This window comes from Pseudarthrobacter woesei (genome assembly GCF_055412745.1).
Genome location: NZ_JBVAYU010000008.1, coordinates 68,817 through 91,147, shown reverse-complemented (window position 1 = coordinate 91,147; position 22,331 = coordinate 68,817). Strand labels below are relative to the sequence as shown.

The 22,331-nt window shown below is 65.8% G+C and carries 14 protein-coding genes; 6 read left to right on the top strand and 8 right to left on the bottom strand.

Annotation, left to right across the window (positions count from 1 at the left end):
• Window positions 1–65 precede the first annotated feature (65 nt).
• Together hemW and lepA are read right to left on the bottom strand one after the other, a co-directional pair.
• Window positions 66–1,304, bottom strand: coding sequence for a radical SAM family heme chaperone HemW (hemW, locus tag ACZYZE_RS12885; RefSeq protein ID WP_463908060.1), 1,239 nt, complete (start codon window positions 1,302–1,304; stop codon window positions 66–68).
• A 42-nt stretch (window positions 1,305–1,346) separates the two neighbouring features.
• Window positions 1,347–3,200 (bottom strand): translation elongation factor 4, encoded by a 1,854-nt coding sequence (gene lepA / locus ACZYZE_RS12880; protein ID WP_459319903.1) that lies wholly within the window; start codon window positions 3,198–3,200, stop codon window positions 1,347–1,349.
• A gap of 207 nt (window positions 3,201–3,407) precedes the next feature.
• Between lepA and ACZYZE_RS12875 the strand changes: the two genes are divergently transcribed.
• Together ACZYZE_RS12875 and rpsT are read left to right on the top strand one after the other, a co-directional pair.
• A complete protein-coding gene (locus tag ACZYZE_RS12875; protein WP_463908058.1) occupies window positions 3,408–4,016 on the top strand; it encodes a type II toxin-antitoxin system PemK/MazF family toxin in 609 nt (202 codons plus the stop codon).
• 219 nt (window positions 4,017–4,235) lie between these two features.
• The gene (gene rpsT, locus ACZYZE_RS12870) at window positions 4,236–4,496 is read left to right on the top strand and encodes a 30S ribosomal protein S20 (protein ID WP_459319901.1); all 261 of its coding nucleotides are present in this window, start codon (window positions 4,236–4,238) and stop codon (window positions 4,494–4,496) included.
• Window positions 4,497–4,640: 144 nt separating this feature from the next.
• Here rpsT and holA read toward each other — a convergent pair whose 3' ends face one another.
• From holA to leuS, 5 genes are all read right to left on the bottom strand, one after another.
• Window positions 4,641–5,654, bottom strand: coding sequence for a DNA polymerase III subunit delta (gene holA / locus ACZYZE_RS12865; protein ID WP_463908056.1), 1,014 nt, complete (start codon window positions 5,652–5,654; stop codon window positions 4,641–4,643).
• On the bottom strand, window positions 5,588–7,579 hold the full coding sequence (locus tag ACZYZE_RS12860) for a ComEC/Rec2 family competence protein (protein ID WP_463908054.1): 1,992 nt from the start codon (window positions 7,577–7,579) through the stop codon (window positions 5,588–5,590). Before ACZYZE_RS12860 ends, holA begins: the two co-directional genes overlap by 67 nt.
• A gap of 26 nt (window positions 7,580–7,605) precedes the next feature.
• Window positions 7,606–8,463 (bottom strand): ComEA family DNA-binding protein, encoded by an 858-nt coding sequence (locus ACZYZE_RS12855; RefSeq protein WP_463908052.1) that lies wholly within the window; start codon window positions 8,461–8,463, stop codon window positions 7,606–7,608.
• 79 nt (window positions 8,464–8,542) lie between these two features.
• Complete coding sequence (locus ACZYZE_RS12850) at window positions 8,543–9,556, bottom strand: DegV family protein (protein ID WP_463908050.1); 1,014 nt, start codon at window positions 9,554–9,556, stop codon at window positions 8,543–8,545.
• 96 nt (window positions 9,557–9,652) lie between these two features.
• Window positions 9,653–12,184, bottom strand: a complete 2,532-nt coding sequence (gene leuS, locus ACZYZE_RS12845) for a leucine--tRNA ligase (protein WP_463908048.1) — start codon at window positions 12,182–12,184, stop codon at window positions 9,653–9,655.
• 775 nt (window positions 12,185–12,959) lie between these two features.
• Between leuS and ACZYZE_RS12840 the strand changes: the two genes are divergently transcribed.
• Genes ACZYZE_RS12840 through ACZYZE_RS12825 form a run of 4 tightly spaced genes read left to right on the top strand, consistent with a single transcriptional unit; the run spans window position 12,960 to window position 20,685 of the window.
• On the top strand, window positions 12,960–16,133 hold the full coding sequence (locus tag ACZYZE_RS12840; RefSeq protein WP_463908046.1) for an efflux RND transporter permease subunit: 3,174 nt from the start codon (window positions 12,960–12,962) through the stop codon (window positions 16,131–16,133).
• Window positions 16,130–16,582, top strand: coding sequence for a hypothetical protein (locus ACZYZE_RS12835; protein WP_463908044.1), 453 nt, complete (start codon window positions 16,130–16,132; stop codon window positions 16,580–16,582). Before ACZYZE_RS12840 ends, ACZYZE_RS12835 begins: the two co-directional genes overlap by 4 nt.
• A gap of 1 nt (window position 16,583) precedes the next feature.
• Window positions 16,584–19,727 carry an efflux RND transporter permease subunit gene (locus ACZYZE_RS12830; RefSeq protein ID WP_463908042.1) on the top strand — a complete coding sequence of 1,048 codons (3,144 nt, stop codon included), beginning with the start codon at window positions 16,584–16,586 and terminating at the stop codon, window positions 19,725–19,727.
• Between the two features lie 37 nt (window positions 19,728–19,764).
• Window positions 19,765–20,685: a hypothetical protein gene (locus ACZYZE_RS12825; RefSeq protein ID WP_459319892.1), complete on the top strand. Its 921-nt coding sequence runs from the start codon at window positions 19,765–19,767 to the stop codon at window positions 20,683–20,685.
• 111 nt (window positions 20,686–20,796) lie between these two features.
• On the opposite strand, the gene glpK is transcribed toward ACZYZE_RS12825, so the two are convergent.
• Window positions 20,797–22,311 carry a glycerol kinase GlpK gene (gene glpK, locus ACZYZE_RS12820; protein ID WP_459319239.1) on the bottom strand — a complete coding sequence of 505 codons (1,515 nt, stop codon included), beginning with the start codon at window positions 22,309–22,311 and terminating at the stop codon, window positions 20,797–20,799.
• Window positions 22,312–22,331: the final 20 nt, after the last annotated feature.

The window sequence follows — 22,331 nt, the reverse complement described above, 5'->3', positions numbered from 1 at the left end:
TGGCCTCGGCCTGTCTGGCCGGCCGGTGTCCGGCCTGTGGCCCGTGGGGCCGGAACGTGCCGTCGTCAGTCGGGCAGGATGCGGCGGACCACGGCGTCGGCGAGCAGCCGTCCCTTAAGGGTCAGCACCAGGCGGCCTTTGAAGGCCGCCGACGGATCCACGAGGCCGTCGGCAATGAGTCCGGCCACCGCGTGCCGCCCGGTGTCCCCCAGTCCGCCTAGGCTGGGGATCTCCAGGCCGGAGTTCAGCCGGGCTTCGAGCATAACGCGTTCCACGTTTCGGGTCTCGGAATCAAGCGTTTCCCGCCCTGCGGCGGGCGAGAGTCCGGAACCCAGCCGGTTCGCGTAGGCGGTGGGGTGCTTGACGTTCCACCAGCGGACGCCACCCACATGTGAGTGCGCCCCCGGACCAATCCCCCACCAGTCATCCCCGCGCCAGTAGGCGAGGTTGTGGCGGCAGGCCTGCTCCGGGGTGCGGGACCAGTTGCTGACCTCGTACCAGGCAAGCCCGGCCGCCGAAATGAGTGCATCGGCCAGTTCGTACTTCGCGGCGTGGTCATCGTCGTCGATACCCGGAACTTCGCCGCGGCGGATCTGGGCGGCGAGCTTGGTGCCGTCCTCGACGATCAGGGCGTAGGCGCTGATGTGGTCCGGGCCATAGGACAGTGCTGTTTCCAGCGAGTAGCGCCAGTCCTCCAGCGACTCCCCCGGCGTGCCGTAAATCAGGTCGAGGCTGACGGCGAGGCCGGCGTCGCGGGCCCACTGCACCACCTGGGGCACCCGGCTGGGGGTGTGGGTGCGGTCCAGGACCTTCAGGACGTGCGGGACCGCGGACTGCATGCCGAAGGAGACGCGGGTGAATCCGGCGTCGGCGAGCAGCTGCAGGGATTCGGGCGTAACGGAGTCCGGGTTTGCTTCCGTGCTGACCTCGGCTTCGGGCTCCAGGCCCCAGGCCGCGATCGCGGCGGTGAGGATGCGCGCCAGGTCCTCCGCCGGGAGCAGCGTGGGTGTCCCGCCGCCGAAGAAGACCGTGCTGAGCGGGCGTGCCGGCAGGCCGCTGTTCTTAAGCGCAGCGGCGGCGAAGTGGATCTCTGCGACGGCGGTGCCGGCGTAGGCGTCCTGGGAGGCCCCGCCGCCGAGCTCCGTGGCGGTGTAGGTGTTGAAGTCGCAGTAGCCGCAGCGGACGGCGCAGAACGGGATGTGGACGTACAGCCCGAAGGCGCGGTCCGCGGCACCGTCCAGCGCCTGGCCTGGCAGCAGCCCGTCCGGTGGTGCCGGGTCGCCCAGCGGGAGTGCGCTAGGCACGGGCCGGTCCCGCCAGCGTGGGGTCAGTCATCACGAGCACCGCTACTTCTTGGCCTTGTCCTTGGACTCGTCCGTGGTGAGCGCGGCGATGAAGGCTTCCTGCGGGACCTCGACACGGCCCACCATCTTCATGCGCTTCTTGCCTTCCTTTTGCTTCTCCAGCAGTTTGCGCTTCCTGGTGATGTCACCGCCGTAGCACTTGGCGAGGACGTCCTTGCGGATGGCGCGGATGCTTTCCCGGGCGATGATCCGGGAGCCGATGGCAGCCTGGATGGGCACCTCGAACTGCTGCCGCGGAATCAGTTCACGCAGCTTGCCCGTCATCATGACGCCGTAGGCGTAGGCCTTGTCACGGTGCGTGATGGCGGAGAAGGCATCCACCTGCTCGCCCTGGAGCATGATGTCCACCTTGACCAGGTCGGCCACCTGTTCGCCGTCGGCCTTCCAGTCCAGCGAACCATAGCCGCGGGTCTTGGACTTGAGGATGTCGAAGAAGTCGAAGACGATTTCGGCCAGCGGCAGGCGGTACCGGATTTCCACCCGGTCCTCGGAGAGGTAGTCCATGCCGCCCATCACGCCGCGCCGGCTCTGGCACAGCTCCATGATGGCGCCGACAAACTCATTCGGCGCAAGGATGGTGGCGGAAACCATCGGTTCGCGGACTTCGGCGATCTTGCCGCTGGGGTACTCGCTGGGGTTCGTGACGTGGATGACCTTCTTGTCTTCCAGCGTCACCTCGTATTCCACGTTGGGGGCAGTGGAGATCAGGTCCAGGTTGTATTCGCGTTCGAGCCGCTCGCGGGTGATTTCCAGGTGCAGCAGCCCCAGGAATCCCACCCGGAAACCGAAGCCCAGCGCCGCGGACGTCTCAGGCTCATAGACCAGCGCGGCATCGTTGAGCATCAGTTTCTCCAGTGCATCGCGGAGCACCGGATAGTCCGTGCCGTCCAGCGGATACAGGCCGGAGAAGACCATGGGCTTGGCGTCAGCATAGCCGGGGAGGGACTCGGTGGCAGGCTTGGCCAGGTTGGTGACGGTGTCGCCCACCTTGGACAGGCGGACGTCCTTGACGCCGGTGATGAGGTAGCCCACTTCGCCGACGCCGAGGCCCTTGGAGGGGGTGGGCTCCGGGGAGCTGACACCGATCTCGAGGAGTTCGTGCGTGGCACGGGTGGACATCATCTGGATGCGCTCACGGGGGTGCAGCATGCCGTCCACCACGCGGACGTAGGTGACCACACCGCGGTACGTGTCGTACACGGAGTCGAAGATCATGGCGCGGGCGGGGGCGTTGGGGTCGCCCACGGGGGCCGGCAGGTCACGGACAATTTTGTCCAGCAGGACTTCGACGCCCATGCCGGTCTTGCCGGAGACGCGGAGCACGTCGTCGGGGTCGCCGCCGATCAGGTTGGCGAGTTCCGCCGCGTACTTCTCGGGCTGGGCGGCCGGGAGGTCGATCTTGTTCAGGACCGGGATGATGGTGAGGTTGTTTTCCATCGCCAGGTAGAGGTTGGCCAGGGTCTGGGCCTCGATGCCCTGGGCCGCGTCCACCAGGAGCACTGCGCCTTCGCAGGCCGCAAGCGAGCGGGAGACCTCGTAGGTGAAGTCAACGTGCCCGGGGGTGTCGATCATGTTCAACGCATAACCGATGCCATCAAGTTCCCAGGGCATCCGGACTGCCTGGGACTTGATGGTGATGCCGCGTTCGCGCTCAATGTCCATGCGGTCCAGGTACTGGGCCTTCATGTCACGGGACTGGACGACACCGGTGTACTGAAGCATCCGGTCGGCCAATGTGGATTTGCCGTGGTCAATGTGCGCAATGATGCAGAAGTTCCGGATGATGGCCGGATCTGTTGCCGCGGGCACCGGGGCGGTGCGGGCCATGGGTGACACGCAGGGTCCTTACTGTTGGCATTTCCACGGCTTCGCGCGGATTAGTGTTTCGCCATCCAGCAACGTGCCGCATTTATCGTTCCTATAGTCTCCCACGTCCGGGCCGCCCGGAGCGCACTACGGCAGCCCCGCGGGGACAGCGTCAGCCACGCATCGGCCTGCCCGCCTGTGACAGCGTCCCGCGGGGGCTGCCGGTATGGTTTCCCCATGGCTTTGAACTTGCGCTCGATCGGCAACGCGTTCCGCACAACCCTGCGCTTCCTGGGCGGACTCCCGGGCGGCCCGGCACCCGGCAGCTCCGGTGGAACGGCGGCGAAGCCCGGGCCCGTGCCAAGGAGATCCGGCGCGAAGCCCCGCTCCGGCCGGCCGGCCGCACCGACGGCCGGACGGCCCGGCGCCGTCGTCGGGACGACCGGAAGCTACCCCGGAGACTTCCGCGGAACTGCGGCGGTCCTTTACGCGCCCTCCCCCAACGGGCGGCCCGAACCGGGCGAGGTTGTCTGGACCTGGGTGCCCTATGAAGAGGACTACTCCCGGGGCAAGGACCGCCCGGTGCTGCTGGTGGGCCACAGCGGCCGGTATCTGCTGGGCCTTATGCTCACGAGCCAGGACCACGACGGCGATGCGCGCCGGGCAGATGACTACGTCGACATCGGAACGGGCCCCTGGGACCGGCAGCTGCGTCCGAGCGAAGCGAAGCTGGATCGCGTCCTCCAGATCAACCCCAAGGATGTCCGGCGTGAAGGTGCCATCCTCGACGCCGGCCGCTTCCGTCCCGTCGCGGCTGCTCTTCGGTCCCGGCACGGGTGGTCGTAGCAGCGGGCAGCGGCACAGGTCCCGGCACGCCGGGACGGCAGCAGATGCCCGGAAAATCGTCACGGCGCCGGCGTCTCTGCTATTATTGACAGCTGTGTGTCCGTGCAGGTCGACGGCCACATATGGTTGGTCGCCATAGGTATCCCCACGCCGCTCAGTCAATGGCCAATCTGAAAGCCCTCTAGACCATTTTCCGCATTGAAAAAAGAGAGTTCACACGTGGCTAATATTAAGTCCCAGAAGAAGCGCATCCTCACCAACGAGAAGGCTCGCCTGCGCAACAACGCAGCCAAGTCCGAGCTGAAGACGGCCATCCGCGCCGTCAACACCGCCGTTGAGTCTGCCGACAAGGATGCTGCCACTGCTGCACTGGTTTCTGCCGGCCGCAAGCTGGACAAGGCTGTCAGCAAGGGTGTTCTTCACAAGAACAACGCAGCAAACCGCAAGTCCGCGATCTCCAAAAAGGTCAACGCGCTCTAAAGGTTTCCAGTTCACCTGAACTGATGATTGTGGCCGGCACCCAGGGTGCCGGCCACTTCCAGTTAAGCCGTCAGGGCGGCGCCTGCCCTTCGAGAGTCCGGCCTGTGGCTTGAACTGCGGGCTGGCTCGTGGTGGATGCCCCGCTCAGCGGCGGACAGACGTCGCAATCACCGTCACTGCGTGTTCGACGGCGTAGACCGGATCCCGGGAGAGGCCCTTGACCTGCGCGTCGGCCTCGGCGGTCACCTGGATGGAGCGGATGAGTCCCTCGGGGGTCCAGCGCCGTACCTCACGTTGCGCCTGCTCCACGAGCCACGGCTGCATGCCCAGCTGCTTGGCGATCTGGGCGGAGGAGCCCTGCGCCCCGGCAACCTTCGCCAGGGAGCGCAGCTTTGATGCCAGCGCGGCTACCAGCGGGACGGGATCAGCGCCGGTGGCAAGGGCGTGCCGGAGGGTGGAGAGCGCAAGAGGAGCGTTGCCGGCCATCGCGGCGTCCGCAACCTTGAAGGCGGTGGCTTCCACACGCCCGCCGTAGTAACGGTCCACCATTGCGGCATCGACTCCGGTCGCGGCATCGGAGATCAGCTGGCTGCAGGCGGCGGCAAGCTCCGCCAGGTGGGCGCCGACGGCGTTGACCAGGGCGTGCACGGCGTCGGGATCGATGCGGCGGGAGGCGGCCTTGAACTCGGACGTGACGAACGCGATCTTGTCGGCGTCCTTCTTCAGTGGCTGGCAGTCCACCACCGGCCAGCCCCCGGCCTTAATCGCATCCAGCAGTTTTTTGCCGCGCACGCCGCCGCTGTGGCGGAGCACCAGGACGGCGTCCGGCTCGGGCTGTCCGAGATACTTCAGGCCGTCGGTCAGGAAGGCTTCGTTCATCGACTCGAGCCCCTCGACCTCGATGAGCTTCTGCTCGCCAAAGAGCGACGGACTGACATTCATGGCCAGCGAACCCGGCTCGTAGCTGCCGGCGTTGAGCCGGGTGACCTCGACATCGGGCGCTGCCGCGCGGACCTGCGAACGGATGCGGTCCATGGCGCGGGAACCGAGGTAGTCCTCGGGTCCGCCAACCAGCACCACCGCCGCCGGTGTCACCTCACGCCAGGTGGCGGTCGTCGACGCCGAAGTCCTGGTCCGTTGGGTCTGGGCAGCAGCCACTCTTGTTTCCTCCCGGAAGTTCTTTTGCAGACTCTAAGCGTGCCACGGCCTGGGCGGTCCACCAAGCCGCGTCGGCGGCGTCCCTGCCCGTCGTGCCGGCGGGCGCCGGGGGGAAGCATTTGCTCGAGCCAGGCGACGGTAGTCGTATGCGCACCCACCGCCAGGCCTACCGCCGCGGCCGGGTGGAACACCAGCCACGCAGCGGCCAGCACAACGCCGGAGAGCAGTGTCATGGTGGCGGCACCAAAGCCGCCCTCCGGCCAGGGAAGGACGGCGCCGGGGAGCGCCGCGAAGAACCGGGCGACCCCGCCCACACCACCGGCGAAGACCGCCGCAATGCCCAACGGGACTTCCGCGACCGCCGGTGCCAGCGCCACGAGCGGTACGGCGGCGGTGCCCAGCAGCGTCACCGGGGCGACGAGGGCGGCGGCCACCACGTTGGCGGGCAGCGCGTAGCTGGAAAACTGTGGCTGCAGCAGCACGATCACCGGACCGCAGAAGGCCTGCGCCGCCAGCGGGACCGCCAGTCCCGCCGCCGCCCAGCGCGGCACTGCGGCCGGGAACCACGTCATGATTGGCCTGCCTGACACCACGATGCCCAGGGTGGCCAGCACGGAGAGCAGGAATCCGAAACTCGTGGACAGCGCCGGCTCGGCCAACAGCAGCCCGATCACCGCAAGGCACAGGAAACTGAGTCCGCGTCCGGTCCGTCCGCCGGCCAGTGCCATGAGTCCGACCGCGCCCATCACCGCCGCCCGCAGGACGCTCGCGTCCGGACCCACCATCAGGACGAACATTCCCAGCCCCGCGAGGCACACGGCGGCGGCAGCGGCTCGATTTAGCCGAAGGCTGCGGGCGGCGAACAGCAGCGTACCGAGGATCAGGCTGCAGTTCGCCCCGCTGACCGCTGTCAGGTGGGTCATTCCGACCGTCTTCATGGCGGTATCCAGCTGCGGATCCAGCGCGCTGGTATCCCCGGTCACCATTCCCGGCAGGAGGCCGCGGGCATCGCCGTCGAGCCGGCCGGCGGCAGCCGTGAAGCCGGTCCGGAGTTCGCCGGGACCCCGCTGCCAGGGGCCAGGCGCCCGTTGTGTCCGCGGCACAGAGCTCGCCGACAGAATGGCGGCTTCGGCCTGTCCGGGCTCGGAGGGCTTGAGCTTGCCTGTCGTCCGGATCCGCTGGCCCGGTGTGGTGTGCCCCCAGACGGCGCCGCCCATCACCAGCAGCCTTACCTGGGCGAGGACCCGGCGGCCACGGAAATCCAGCGTCAGCAGCGTGGCCGGCACCGCCCACCGGTCGGCGAGCCCGGAGCTTCCCGGTGCCCTAAGCCGCCGCGGTGCACTCACTACCTCCAGTTCAGCCACGACGGCGGCCTGCGCGGCGACGGCCTCGGCGACAGCACCGTCATGGCGCTGGGACGAGCCGACGGCCCCGTGCGCGCCCGCGGCGGCGGAGAGCAGCAGCGCCACGGCAAGCGTCGCAAGCGAACTTCGCCGTGCCGGTCGGCCCGGCCCGCACGCCGTTGCCCTAGCCGCGGCCGTTGCCCTGGCCCTGGCGGACACCCTGAGCAGGAGCAGGGCCGAGCCCGCCAGGAGGAAGAGGCACAGGCCCGCCAAAGCGGCGGGTTCCAGCCAGCTTCCGGCGACGGCTGTCCCCCAGACCAGCAAAGCGGAGGGTACCAACCGAACGTCGGTCCGGCGACGGGTGGCCTCCCGTGCCGGGGTGGGGAGGGCGGGGAACATGATTTCCTCGAGCCGTTCCCTGAGCCGCCCAGCTAGGCCGGGTGCGGGGTGACTATGCCTGCCTGCGGCGGTGCTGGCAGCCAGGGATACGTCGCGGGCCGCAGCGGCGGGACCGCTGGCCAACGGCTGACGCGTGACCGCGGCGTCAACGTACCGCTGCCAGGGACTGCGCTTTTTCGTCATGGCTGGGTCATCTCCACGGCTTCCGCTCAGACCCGGACCAGCGGTAGCAGCGCTGCCAGCAGTTTCGGGCCCACCCCGTCCACGGCATCAAGCTCCTCGACTGTCTGGAACTTGCCGTGTTGACTGCGCCAGTCCACGATGCGCTGGGCAAGCACGGGTCCGACGCGCGGGAGGGTGCCCAACTCCTCGACACCGGCAGTGTTGAGGTTAACCTTCCCACCGCCCGAACCATTGCTGCCGGTACTGCCGGTGCCGGTGCTGGTTCCGGATTCTCCCGCTTCGGCGGCGACCGGGGCAGGCTCCGCGGTGCCCGCTCCGCCCTGCTCCGGAACGAGGATCCTCTGGCCGTCCTCAAGCACAGCTGCGAGGTTGAGCCGGCCCGGATCCGCCGACGCCGTACTCCCGCCCGCGGCGGCTATGGCCTCGTGGAGCCGGCTTCCCTCCGGCAACTCCAACACGCCCGGTTTCGCCACGGCTCCGGCCATGTGGACGAAGATGCTCGCCGGCTTCGTCTCTGTGGCGGCTCCCGTGGGTGCGGACAGGGCGTCAGCGTCAGGTCCGGGCTGTTGGATGCCCGCCGCGGAGACGTCGCTCAGCGGCACCACCTCGGGCGCTCCTGTGGCCACACGCCACCAGAACCAGCCGCCCAGCACCGCCGCTGCGACCCCCAGCAGGACCGCAGCACCCAGTCCGGCCCGACGCCGCAGCCTCGCCGCCACGGGCCGCCGCCCGCTTCCCGCGGATTCAGGGACGCCGGCCGCTGTCAGCCCCAGCAGCCCGGCCGTGTGCCCGGAGCTGTCCCCCACTCCGAGCGTCGCGGACAGGCGGTGCCGGGCAGCCCTGAGCCCCTCGGCGGTTTCCGCCCCCGGAGTCCGGTGTGACACGTTCCGGCATGACATGGGAACTACGGTAGGAAGTCACGGGACGGATGCACATCCCGCACCGGGACTATGTGGAAAAGGGCTAGTCCGAAAGAGCCGGGGAAGAAAGTTCCGGAGATGCAGGGGTGCTGCTCTCCCCCACGATCACTGCCAGCACGCCGAGTCCGGCGTGGGCGGCCAGCACAGCCGGGAGGGCACTGATTTGAGCCGCCGGGCACCCGGGCAGCAGAACCGCCAGGCGTGCGGCAAGCTGCCCGGCCTCGGCCTGGTTGCCGAAATGATGAACGGCCAGCCGTGCCTGTCCGTTCGGGCGCGCGGCGGCATCGGCGGCGACGATCTCCTCCAGCCGGGTGATGGCCTTCGCAGCGGACCGGACCTTCTCCAGCGGAATGATTTTGCCGTCCTCGACCGCCAGTATGGGTTTGATCGAGAACATGGTGCCCCAGAGTGACGCCGCCGCACCGATCCGACCGCCGCGGCGCAGCTGTTCGAGGCTCGGAACGTAGAAGTAGACCCTGGTGCGGGCCAGCCGTGCCTCGGCGAAATCCCGCACATCCACGGCGTTCCTGCCGTCGGCGGCAGCGACAACGGCGCTCTGGACACCCATCCCTTGCGCCATCCCGACGGTCCGTGAATCCAGGACCTCCACCGGAATGCCAACACGGGCGGCCGCGAGCCGGGCCGAATCCACAGTCCCGGAGAGTTCGCCGGAAATATGGACGGACACCACGGACTCGAAGCCGCGTTGGTGTGCGGCGAGGTACGCCTGTTCGAACTGTCCGGGTGAGGGGCGTGAGGTCTTGACGGGTGTACCGCTGGCAAGGGCCACGGCAATCGTGTCGGTGATGTCGTCTTCGCCCTCGCCGTAAATTTCCGCGCCCACCATCACGGGCATGGGCACCACGGTCAGCAGGCCGTTTGCGGTGAAGGCCCGCACCCAGTCGGCCGGCAGCGCCGCCGCGGAGTCCGTGACCACAGCGGTCCGGACGACGGCGGCGGGGGCTGCCTCGGGGACGGCCCCGGGCCTGGTGGTCTGCCGGAGCCGGATAAGGCGCTCCCTCAGCCACGGCCATCCTGCTGGCTCGCGGTCTGGCACGGGAACCTCCTGCTGTCCTAATCTGGCGGCTGGTACTTCAAAGTCGGCCGGCCGCCGGCTTTCACCGGCGGCCGGTCTTTGGGTTGCCCTGCCCGGCTACGCCGGGACGATGTTGACCAGTTTAGGCGCCCGCACGATCACCGTGCGGATACCCCTGCCATCAAGGGCGCGCTGGACGTTTTCCGAGGCGAGCGCCAGTTCGCGCAGCCCGTCCTCGGTGATGTCCGGTGGCACCTCCAGGCGGTCCCGCACCTTGCCCTGCACCTGGACGACGGCCGTGACCGTGTCCTGCACAAGGAGGGCTTTGTCGTGCGCGGGCCAGCCGGCGTTTGCCACGGAGGCGGGGTGCCCCAGCACGTTCCACAGGTCCTCGGCCGTATAGGGCGCGAAGAGGCTCAGGATCACCGCGACGGCCTCCACGGCCTCACGTACGGCCGGGTCTGCCCCGCCCGCACCGCTGACTGCGTCAATAGTTTTACGCGTCGCGTTGACCAGCTCCATCAGCTTTGCCACAACAACGTTGAACTTGTTGTGGTCCAGCAGGGCTTCGGCATCGGCGATGGTGCGGTGGGTGACGGTGCGCAGGGCACGGTCACCGGTGGCGAAGTCGACGCCGGGTGCGCTCGCCACGTCCTGACCCAGGCGCCAGGCCCGGGCCAGGAACTTCGCGGAGCCCGACGGCGAAACGTCCGCCCAGTCGACGTCGTCCTCCGGCGGGGACGCGAAGATCATGGTGAGGCGGACGGCGTCGACGCCGAATTTGTCCAGCTGCTCGCTCAGGTCCACGCCGTTGCCCAGCGACTTGCTCATGGCCTTGCCGCCGTTGAGGACCTGGCCCTGGTTGAGCAGGGCGCTGAAAGGTTCGTTGGCGTCGATCATGCCGAGGTCGTGGATGACCTTGGTGAAGAACCGCGCGTACAGCAGGTGCAGGATGGCGTGCTCCACACCGCCCACGTACTGGCCGACCGGCATCCAATCGTTGATCTTGGCCGGATCGAACGGGCCGCCGGTGTACTCCGGGGAAACAAACCGCAGGAAGTACCAGGACGAATCCACGAAGGTGTCCATGGTGTCCGTGTCCCGTTTGGCCGGGCCGTGGCAGTCGGGGCACTCGACGTTGACCCAGCTTTCGACGGCGGCCAGCGGTGACGTGCCCTTCGGGGACAGGTCCTCGCCGCGAAGGTCCGCCGGCAGCGTGACGGGCAGCTGATCGTCCGGGACCGGCACTTCGCCACAGGACGGGCAGTGGATGATCGGGATCGGGGTGCCCCAGAAGCGCTGCCGGCTGAGCAGCCAGTCGCGCAGGCGGAAGTTGACGAATTTCTCGCCTGTTCCCTGCCCCAGCAGGATCTCGATGGCGGCCGGGATGGCTTCTGCCTTGGGCAGTCCGTCCAGGGCGCCGGAGTTGATCAGTGTTCCCTCGCCGGTGGTCGCGGTGCCGGTCACGGCCGGATCTTCCTCACCGGTGTCCAGGACCGCCCGGACCGGCAGCCCGAAGGTGCGGGCGAAGTCGAGGTCACGCTGGTCATGGGCCGGGACAGCCATGATGGCGCCGGTACCATAGTCGGCCAGTACATAGTCGGCCGCCCAGACGGCCAGCTTTTCGCCGTTCAACGGGTTGATCGCGTAGCGGCCGGTGAAGACACCGGTTTTCTCCCGTTCGGTGGACTGGCGTTCGATTTCCGAAAGCGCCTTGACCTGCTCGCGGTAGGCGTCCAGGGCGGCGGCGTGTTCGCCGGTGACCAGCTCGACGGCGATCGGCGCATCCGCGGCGACGACGAAGAATGTGGCGCCGTACAGGGTGTCCGGGCGGGTGGTGAAGACCGTGACGTCCCTGGCGGGCTTACTGCCGTCGGCCTCGATCACGAAGGTGACGTGGGCGCCTTCGGAACGGCCGATCCAGTTCTTCTGCATGGCCAGGACACGTTCGGGCCAGTGGCCGCGCAGCTCGTCCATGTCATCGAGCAGCCGGTCGGCGTAGTCGGTGATTTTGAAGTACCACTGGTTCAGGGACTTCTTGGTGACGGGGGTGCCGCAGCGCTCACAGGCACCGTTAACCACCTGTTCGTTGGCTAGGACGGTCTGGTCCTTGGGGCACCAGTTGACCGGCGAGTTCTTGCGATAGGCCAGGCCGCGCTCATGGAAGCGCGTGAACAGCCACTGGGTCCAGCGGTAGTACTCCGGGTCGGAGGTGTGGATGCGGCGGGACCAATCGACGGAGACGGCGTACCGTTTGAACGACGCCGCCTGGGTGTCGATGTTGGCGTAGGTCCACTCGCTGGGATGGGCGTTGCGCTTGATCGCCGCGTTCTCCGCCGGCAGCCCGAAGGAGTCCCAGCCGATCGGGTGCAGCACATCGAAGCCCTGCTGGCGCAGGTACCGCGCGACGACGTCGCCCATCGCGAACGCTTCGGCGTGCCCCATGTGGAGGTCGCCGGACGGGTACGGGAACATGTCCAGCACGTAGCGGCGTTCCCTGGAGCCGTCGTCGACGGGCGTGAAGACCTTGAGGTCCTCCCAGACCTGCGGCCACTTGGCTTCCATCGCCGCAAAGCTGTAGGCACCCTCTTCGGGGCCCGCCGTCGCGACGGCGGGTGTTCCGGTCTCTGTCTCCGGCTGAACGCTCACTGCTGGCCTCTTCTGTTCTTTAAAGCTTCACGTAGTTCAAAACGTCACGGTCAGGCTCTATCTTCTGGCAAGGCTGCTGTTCCGGCCCGGCCCTGGTCCCCTGCTGCCCGGCCGGAAAGGGCCCGGACACACAAAAGCCCCTCGACATGGAGGGGCTGCCGCTCGGCACTCCGAGTTCTCGTCGGGATACCGGGCGGCTAGCTAAACAGGAGGATCGCACGCATACGACTACTTTAGCGCTTCCGGCTGGTTCCCGGGGAAACGGGAGCGGTGTCGCAGCAAAGCGGCTGAGGCAGCGGTTGGCGCCGGGCTGGCCGGCGGAGGAATTTCCGGGACGTCCATGAATTCAAATTGTTACAAATTCATCACTTGTAAGCCTGCTGTACTTACAGCACCATCTGCTAATGCAGACTTGCGTAAACACAATTCGGAAGCAAGTACTCGTGTGGCCACATCAAGTAGTCCCTGTATCCATCCCAAGTGACGATTATGCCCTTTCCAGGTAGTTTCTTTTCGCTTACTTAATTTACGCGAACCCGGCGGGAGGACTCCGCCGGAATTGGCAGTCTTCCCCTATTTTCTGCGCCTTGCCAAACGGATCGAATAGGAACACTATTCTCTCAAGATCGCGTGGGGGGATCCTGTGGGGGGATTCGCATAGGTCTCGGGTTGAGGAGCCTGATATGTATCTCTTGCGTATTTCTGCCCTGCATCAATTGAACAATCTGCCCGTGCGGCGCTGCGCCGCATGCAGCCGCCAGGAAATGGTCTAGCCATGTTTGGCTGGGTTACCCGCTTCAGTCTGCAGTTCCGAATCCTGGTTCTCGCCCTAGCGGCGGGCCTCATCGCCTTCGGCGTTGTGAACGTCCCTCACATCGCCGTGGATACGATGCCCGAGTTCGCGCCGGCACACGTTGAGATCCAGACAGAGGCCCTGGGCCTTTCCGCTGTTGAAGTAGAACAGCTCATCACGTCCCCGATGGAAGCCGACCTCCTCAACGGGGTGGCCTGGCTCGACGAGATCCGTTCCAAGTCCGTACCGGGGCTGTCGTCAATCGAGCTAATCTTCGAACCTGGCACCGACCTGCTTCGCGCCCGCCAGCTGGTCGCGGAACGCATGACCCAGGCGCACGCCCTGCCAAACGTTTCGGCACCGCCCCTGATCATGCAGCCGCTCTCCTCCACCAGCCGTGTGCTGATGGTCAAAATGAACTCCAAGCAGCTCTCCGGGATCGAGATGTCGGTCCTGGCCCGGTGGAAGATCAAGCCGCGGCTGATCGGCATTCCAGGTGTGGCCAACGTTTCCATCTGGGGGCAGCGCGAACAGCAACTCCAGGTCGAGGTCACCCCGACCCAGCTGCGTGACAAAGGCATCACCCTTGAACAGGTCATCAAGACCGCCGGCAACGCCGTTTGGGTATCCCCCCTGAGCTTCCTTGAAGCGTCGACACCGGGCACCGGCGGTTTCGTGGAGTCACCGAGCCAACGCCTCGGTATCCAGCATGTCCTGCCGATCCGCACCCCTGCCGACCTCTCCAAGGTCAGCGTTGAGGAATCGAACCCGACGATGCTTCTGGGCGATATTGCCCAGGTCAAGGAGGATCACCAGCCCCTGATCGGCGACGCCGTCGTCGGGCAGGACGCCGGTCTGTTGCTGGTCGTCGAGAAGTTCCCGGGAACCAGCGCCCTGCAGGTCACCGAGAATATCGAGGCGGCTCTGAAGGACATGGAATCCGGTCTGACCGGCATCACGATGGACACCACCGTTTTCCGCCCTGCAACGTCCGTCCAGGAATCAGTTAATGGCCTCGGCTTGGCGCTGTTGATCAGCCTTTTGATCGCCGTGGGACTCTTCTGGCTGCTGTTCCGCTCCTGGCGGGTCGCGGTCATTGCCCTCGTGGCGATCTCGACGACTGTCCTGGCGGCGGCTGTGGTTCTTTACTCGCAAAACGCTACGCTTAACGTCACCGTTCTGGTCGGCGTGCTCCTCGGCATCTCTGTGATTGTGGGAGACATCGTGGAGGACGTCCAGGCACAGCGACGCCGGCCTCTGGTGACCACGGCCACTGAAACCGATGCAACGCTGCGGTCACGCATCGTCCACATCGTCCGGGGTGTCCGCACACCACTGTTCCATGCCTCCCTCATCATGGTGATCGCACTCATTCCGACGCTGTTCGTCACCGGGATCGGCGGCTCCTTCTTCCAGCCGCTGTTCTGGTCCCTGGTGCTGGCCCTTGCGGCCGGATTGCTCGTCGGTATTTCCCTCACCCCGGTACTGGCACAGATGCTCCTGCCGCGGGAGACGGCTCCGCGGCAGGAATTCGCTGCCGCCGGACGCGCCAGGACCTACTATGATCGCGCCCTCAACGGTGCCCGCTCACGCCGCACCCTTGGCCTTGTCGCCGTTGCTGTCATCGGGGTCCTTGGCCTTGCCGCCGGATCCCAGCTGCTCGGCAACCGGCCGGTCGTTCCCACCCTGCCGGACAGGACGCTGCTGGTTCAGTGGGACACCATGGCCGGCACCTCCAATGATGAAGTCCGCCGGGTTGCTTCCAAGGCCTCCGACGAACTCCGGGCCCTGCCCGGTGTATCCGGAGTCGGCGGGCACATCGGCCGCGCCATCTCCTCGGATCAGGTTGTCGGAAACAGCTCAGCCGAACTCTGGGTGTCCATCGCGCCGAACGCGAATTTCGGCGAGACGGAGCAGGCGGTACGGGACGTGGTCCAGGGCTACCCGGGCATCGCGAACAACGTCCTGAACTACACGCAGCAGAAAATCGGCGATATGCGCAGCAGCATGGAACCGGGCTTCGCAGTCCGGGTCTACGGCACCGAGTTGCCCATCCTGCGCGAAAAGGCTGAAGAGGTCCGCAAGGCGCTGGAGAGCATCAGCGGGGTAAAGAACCCGAAAATCAACGCCACTACCAAGTCCCCCATCGTGGAGGTCGAAGTCAACCTTGAGGCCGCCCAGAAGGTCGGCATCAAACCCGGTGACGCCAGGCGCGCCGCGGCGGCACTCATGCAGGGAATCGTCGTCGGCAACCTCTTTGAGCAACAAAAGGTATTCGAAGTCGTTGTTCGCGGCGCGGTGGACGTCAGGGATGACCTGACCAGCATTCGTGAACTACTCCTCGACACCCCCAGCGGTGGCCACATCACGCTCGGCGAGATCGCCGCGGTCCGGATGGTCCCCAACGAAGTTGTCATCCTGCACGATGACACCTCGCGGCGGATCGACGTCGTAGCAGATGTCAGCGGACGCCCGCTGGCGGATGTACAACGTGACATTGAGGCCGCAGTCAAGCAGATTCAGTTCCCGCTTGAATACCACGCGGAGATTCCGGCGAAGTACAGCGAACTGCAGGCGGCCGACACTGTGGTGCTCTGGCTTGGAGCGGCCGCACTGCTGGGCGTACTGCTTCTGCTCCAGACTGCAGTGCGGAGCTGGAAGCTGGCTCTCGCCGTCTTCCTGGCAATGCCCGCGGCGCTGGCCGGCGCGGCGGTGGCTGCCTGGATTGGAGCTGCGTCACTCTCCTGGCTCTCGCTGACCGCCTTTGCAGTGGTGCTGGCCATCGCGGCCCGCAACGCCGCCCTCCTGTCCGCTCGAGTCGATGAGCTGTGGCGGGCCATGCCGCAGACGTCCCACGGGAAGATCGTTGTGATGGCGGCCCGGGACCGGATGTCCCCGGTCCTGAAGTCGGCCCTGATCACGGTACTGGTCCTGATACCACCCGCGGTGTTGGGCGGTACCGTCGGCCAGGCCATCATCGCCCCGATGTTGCTGATTGTCGCCGGAGGCATTGTGACCACAACCCTTGTGGCGCTCCTTGTGCTCCCTCTGCTGACGCTCTGGTTCGGTCCCCGGACCGCCCCGGAGGAGTGGTCAGAAGTCTACGAAGCGGAAGTCCCCGTTCAGCCCATGCAGGAAAAGGTGGAAGTAAAATGACCAGCCAAAAGCCCCTGCGGCGCCTGCCCCTCGCGGCCGCTGTCTGTGCAGCCCTTGTATTCTCCCTCCCCGCGTGCGCTCAGCCCTCGGTGACCCCTGCATCAGTTGCTGAGGCCCCTGCGAAAGTTGAGAAGAACGCTACGACCGGCATCGCGAAGCTCACCCTGACCCAGCGCGGTATCGATCGGATCGATCTCAAGACCGAGCCTGCTACGGCGGGCACCGGAACCGACGTACTGCTGCCGTACGGCGCCCTGATGTACGACGCCAACGGCAAGACCTGGGTCTACACCAACCCTGCCCCGCGCGTTTACGAGCGCCAGTCCGTCACCGTCACGAAAGTGGAAGCCGGCGTGGTCACGGCCAGCGCGGGTCCCTCCGTGGGGACTCAAGTGGTAACTGTAGGCGCACCTGAGCTGTTCGGCGCCGAGTTCAATACGGGCAAATGACATGCGCCGGATAGTCGCAGCCAGCCTGAGGTTCAGATCAATCATCATTGCGATGGCAGCGGCGCTGATGATCGTAGGCGGCGCTCAACTCAGCAGCGCCTCGGTGGATGTGTTCCCCGAGTTTGCGCCGCCGAAAGTCGAGGTCCAGACAGCCTGTCTGGGACTTACCGCTGCTGAGGTCGAAGAACTGGTGTCCGTTCCGATGGAGGAGGCGTTCAACGGGATCGACGGCCTCGACCACATGCGGTCCAAGTCGGTACCCCAGCTGTCATCTATTGTGCTGGAATTCAAGAACGACATGGATCTGCTCACCGCGAGACAATTGGTGTCCGAACGGATGGCCACGGTCATCCCCACACTGCCCACCTGGGCTGCGCCGCCACTAATGCTGCAGCCGCTGTCTTCGACAAGCCGCGTCATGAAGATCGGCCTGTCCTCGGACACGCGGTCCCTGATCGAGATGTCCATGATTTCCTACTGGAATATCAGGGCGCACCTCCTTAGGGTGCCAGGAGTGGCCAACGTGGCAATCTGGGGCGAACGCCTCCAGATGCTTCAGGTCCAGGTTGATCCCGCCAAGTTGGCGGCCAACCAGGTCACGCTGGAAACCGTGATGAGTTCCACCGCTGATGCCTTGGACGCGGGGCTGCTGCAATATTCCCCCGGTGCCCTGATCGGTACCGGCGGGGCGCTCGATACACCTAGCCAGAGCATGGGTATCCGCCACGTCCAGCCCATCACCTCTCCGGAGGAGCTGGCGAAGGTAGCGCTGGAGGATCGTGAGGGCCAGACCCCATTGCGCCTGTCCGATGTTGCCAACGTCGTGGAAGACCACCAGCAATTGATCGGCGATGCCGTCATCAACGGCGGTCCGGGACTTATGCTGATCGTTGAGAAGCTCCCGTGGGGCAATACGCTCGAAGTGACGCGTGGGGTGGAAGAAGCCCTGAAGCAGCTCGAGCCTGGCCTGACCGGGATCGCCGTGGACACCACTCTGTTCCGGCCGGCAACATTTATCGAGGAATCGCTTGGCAATCTGGGCGTGGCCCTCCTGCTGGGCTGCCTCCTGGTCATCCTGGTGTTGAGCGTCTTCCTCTTCCAGTGGCGCACTGCGCTGGTCAGCGTGACGGCCATCCCGTTGTCGCTGATGGCCGCTGCCCTTGTGTTGTACTGGACCGGAGGCACGATCAACACGATGGTACTTGCCGGGTTGGTGATTGCCGTCGGGGTGGTTGTCGACGATGCCATTATCGACGTCGAGAACATCGTCCGAAGACTACGCCAGCACCGCGCCAGCGGCGGGGTAGGAAGCACCGCCCGGGTGGTGGTTAACGCCTCGCTCGAGGTCCGCGGACCCATTGTGTACGCAACCCTGATCATCGTCGCCGCCACAGTGCCGATCTTCTTCCTGGACGGGCTGACGGGGGCGTTCTTCCGCCCGCTGGCCACCTCCTACACCCTCGCGGTGATGGCGTCCATGCTCGTTGCGCTCACCGTCACCCCTGCGATGGCGTACATCTTCCTCCGGAACGCCAAACTGGAGGACCGCGATCCACCCTTGGTCCGAGTACTTAAGCGCTGGTACAACGCGGCGCTGCGTCCGATTGTCCGCCGGCCGCTACCGGGTTACGTCGCTTTGGGAGCTCTTGGCTTGGTCGGCGTTGTGGCGGCCCCGCTCCTGGGCCAGTCACTGCTGCCCTCCTTCAAGGAGCGTGACTTCCTGATGCACTGGCTCACGCAGCCTGGCACGTCCAACTCCGAGGAAGTCCGCGTCAGCCAGTTGGCGTGCAATGAACTCATGACGATTCCGGGCGTGAACAACTGCGGGTCCCACATCGGACAGGCATTCAACGCCGATGAGGTGGTGGGCGTCTACTTCGGTGAGAACTGGATCAGCGTCGACCCTGCGGTCGACTACGACGAGACACTCGCGGCAGTCCAGGAGGTGGTCGACGGATACCCCGGAATCGTGAGGGATGTCCAGACGTACCTCAAGGAACGCATCCGCGAGGTTCTGACGGGCACTGGTTATGCCGTCGTCATCCGTATATACGGAGACGATCTTGCGACGCTGCACCAGCAGGCTGACAAGATCAAGACCATCCTGGCCGGTATTGACGGAGCCGTCGGTGCGAAGGTGGCTCTCCAGGCCAACATTCCGCAGATTAACGTGGAAGTGAATCTGGAGGCAGCCAACCGCTACGGCCTGAAGCCGGGCGATGTGCGTCGCGCCGCGGCCACCCTGGTCGCCGGTGAAGAAGTGGGCGACGTCTACCGAGACGGCAAGGCCTATGACGTCCAGGTGTGGAGCCTGCCGGCAATCCGGACGAGTGTCACGAGCATCGAAAACCTCCCGCTGGATACGCCGAGCGGGGTGAAGATCCGGATGGCTGACGTCGCCACGATCTCGGTCAAACCCACACCGAACGTGATTGAGCGTTCGGAGGGATCGCGGCGCATCGATGTCAGTGCCAACGTCAAGGAAGGGGATCTGGCGAAGGTTGTGGAGAAGTTGAAGTCCGATATGGAGTCGGTTGAGTTCCCGGTCGGCTACAGTGCCTCCATCCTGGGCGAATACGCAGAACGGCAGGCCGCCTCACAACGGCTGCTGCTCTACTCGACGGGCGCGCTCTTAGTGGTCTACCTCCTGCTTCAAGCTGCTTTCAAAAGCTGGCGGCTGGCCACACTCGCCATATTGACGCTGCCGGTGGCCCTTGTAGGTGGGATTATCGCGGCCCACCTCAGCGGCGGGATCCTGTCCCTGGGCTCATTGGTCGGTTTCCTGACACTGATGGGTATCGCAGCCCGCAACGGCATCCTGCTCATCAACCACTGCCAGCATCTGGAACAGTTCGAAGGGATGCCTTTCGGCCGGGGCCTGGTGCTGCGTGGCGCCGCCGAGCGCTTGTCGCCGATCCTGATGACCACGCTCGCAACCGCACTGGCTCTCGTACCACTGGTGGTCATGGGAAACATTCCCGGGCATGAGATTGAACATCCCATGGCGGTGGTGATCCTGGGTGGTCTGGTCACCTCGACGCTGGTCAACCTGTTCATCGTTCCCTCGCTGTATCTGCGGTTCGCAAAGAAGGGACCGAAGCGTGAGCGCCGGCCCAACCAGCCCCAGCCGGCTGCGGCCGTCTAGCCGCAGCCAACCAGCCCAACTAAGAGAGGCCAGACAAATGTCTCAACGAGGAAAACGATTCACAGCATACGGTTCCGCGATCCTGCTGGTCCTGGGAACGCTGACGGTGGGCACAGCCGCCGCGGCAACCGCCGCACCGAATCCGCAGGAGCTCTGCGGACCCGGTTCGGCGATCAAGTTCAACCGCGCCGATTTCCCGGCAAATCCGGTGATCGACAACAAGTGGCTCACGCTCAAGCCCGGCATGCAGTTCACCACCACCGGTGAAGTCAAGTCGGCCGACGGCAGCGTGAGCGCCCATTCCGTGGTCCACACGGTAACCGGGCTGACGAAGGTGATCAACGGCGTCAAGACCCAGGTGCTGTGGGACCGGGACTACTCCGACGGCGTCCTGGCGGAGTCTGAACTCGCGTTCTTCGCCCAGTCGAAGAAGTCGGGAAGCGTCTGGCTCTTCGGGGAGTATCCGGAGGAGTACGAGAACGGGAAGCTTGCCGGCGCTCCCAGCACCTTCATCAGCGGTATCGATAAGACACAGGCGGGAATCGCCATGCAGGGCGCCCCGCACCGCAACAGCCCTGCCGTCGTCCAGGCCTACGCGCCCAGCGTGGACTTCCTGGACTGCGGTCGTGTGCTGTACAAGAACCAGCGCGTTTGCGTGAAGACGGGCTGCTACAACGATGTGATGGTGATCGATGAATACAACCCGCTGGATCCGCCGAGCGCGGGCCACCAGCGCAAGTTCTATTCAGCCGGAACGGGACTCATCAAGGTGACGGCCGTCAGCGGCGCGGACCAGGAGTTCATGGACCTCGTCAAGATCAAGAAGCTGAGCCGTGCCGAGCTGGCAAGCGTCAATGCGCAGGCCTTGAAGCAGGACAAGCGGGGCTACACGGTCAGCAAGGACGTCTACGCCAAGACGCCGCGCGCCGTGGTGGCCTACCCGGGCCCGGTCTCCTGAGACGTGCCGCTGCCCTTAGCCGGGCAGCGGCACACCACCCAGGCACAGCAAGCAAGGCACACAAAAGCTCCGGCCGGGTTTCCCCAGCCGGAGCCTTTGCGCGGAACGGTGTTACTTGACGTCCTCGTCCACCCAGTCCATGGACTTGGTGACGGCCTTCTTCCAGAGGCGCATCTGGCGCTCCCGCTCAGCCTGTTCCATCTTCGGTTCCCAGCGCTTGTCCTCGGACCAGTTGGCAGAGCACTCGCCCAGGTCCTTCCAGAAGCCGACGGCGAGCCCTGCCGCGTAGGCCGCACCCAGGGCAGTGGTCTCGACAACCTTCGGGCGGATCACCGGGACACCGAGGATGTCCGCCTGGAACTGCATCAGGGCGTCGTTGGCGACCATGCCGCCGTCGACCTTCAGCTCCGTCAGCGGCACACCGGAATCGGCGTTGACGGCGTCGAGGACCTCGCGGGTCTGGAAGGCGGTGGCCTCCAGCGCAGCGCGGGCGATGTGGTTCTTGTTCACGAAGCGGGTCAGGCCGACAATCGCGCCGCGGGCGTCGGAACGCCAATACGGAGCGAACAGGCCGGAGAACGCCGGGACAATGTACACGCCGCCGTTGTCCGGCACCGCAGCCGCGAGGGTTTCCACTTCCGCGGCGCTGCTGATCATGCCAAGGTTGTCACGCAACCACTGCACGAGCGATCCGGTGACGGCGATGGAGCCTTCCAGGGCGTAGTGCGGTGCCGCGTCGCCGAGCTTGTAGCCGACCGTGGTCAGCAGCCCGTTCTTGGAATGGACGATTTCCTCACCCGTGTTGAAGATGAGGAAACAGCCCGTGCCGTAGGTGTTCTTGGCTTCGCCGGCTTCGAATGCCGCCTGCCCGAACGTTGCCGCCTGCTGGTCACCCAGGATGCCGGCGACGGGAACTTCGCGCAGCAACTGGGAGGTGTGTACCGTGCCGTAGACCTCCGAGGACGACTTGATGGCCGGCATCATGGAGGCCGGAACACCGAAGGCGTCCAGGATTTCCTGGTCCCAGGAGAGCGTCTCGAGGTCCATGAACATGGTCCGGGAGGCGTTGGTGACGTCGGTGACGTGCACGCCGCCGTCGGTCCCGCCGGTGAGGTTCCAGAGCACCCAGCAGTCGGTGTTGCCGAAGACCAGGTCGCCGGCCTCCGCCTTCGCGCGGGCGCCCTCGACATTGTCCAGGATCCACTTGATCTTGGTGCCCGAGAAGTAGGTCGCCAGCGGCAGGCCCACCTTCTGCTTGAAGCGCTCCGGCCCCCCGTCCATGGCCAGCTCATCGACAATCGACTGGGTCCGGGTGTCCTGCCAGACGATCGCGTTGTATACCGCCTGGCCCGTGGTCTTGTCCCAGACGACGGCGGTTTCGCGCTGGTTGGTAATGCCGACGGCGGCGATGTCGTGGCGGGTCAGGTTCGCCTTGGACAGGGCCGAGGCGATGACCTCACGGGTGTTGTTCCAGATCTCGGCGGGGTCGTGCTCCACCCAGCCGGCCTGCGGGAAGATCTGCTCGTGCTCCATCTGGCCCGAGGAGACGATGTTGCCGCTGTGGTCGAACACGATGGCGCGGGTGCTGGTGGTGCCCTGGTCAATGGCGATTACATACTGGTTCATGTTGACGTCCTTGTCTTTTG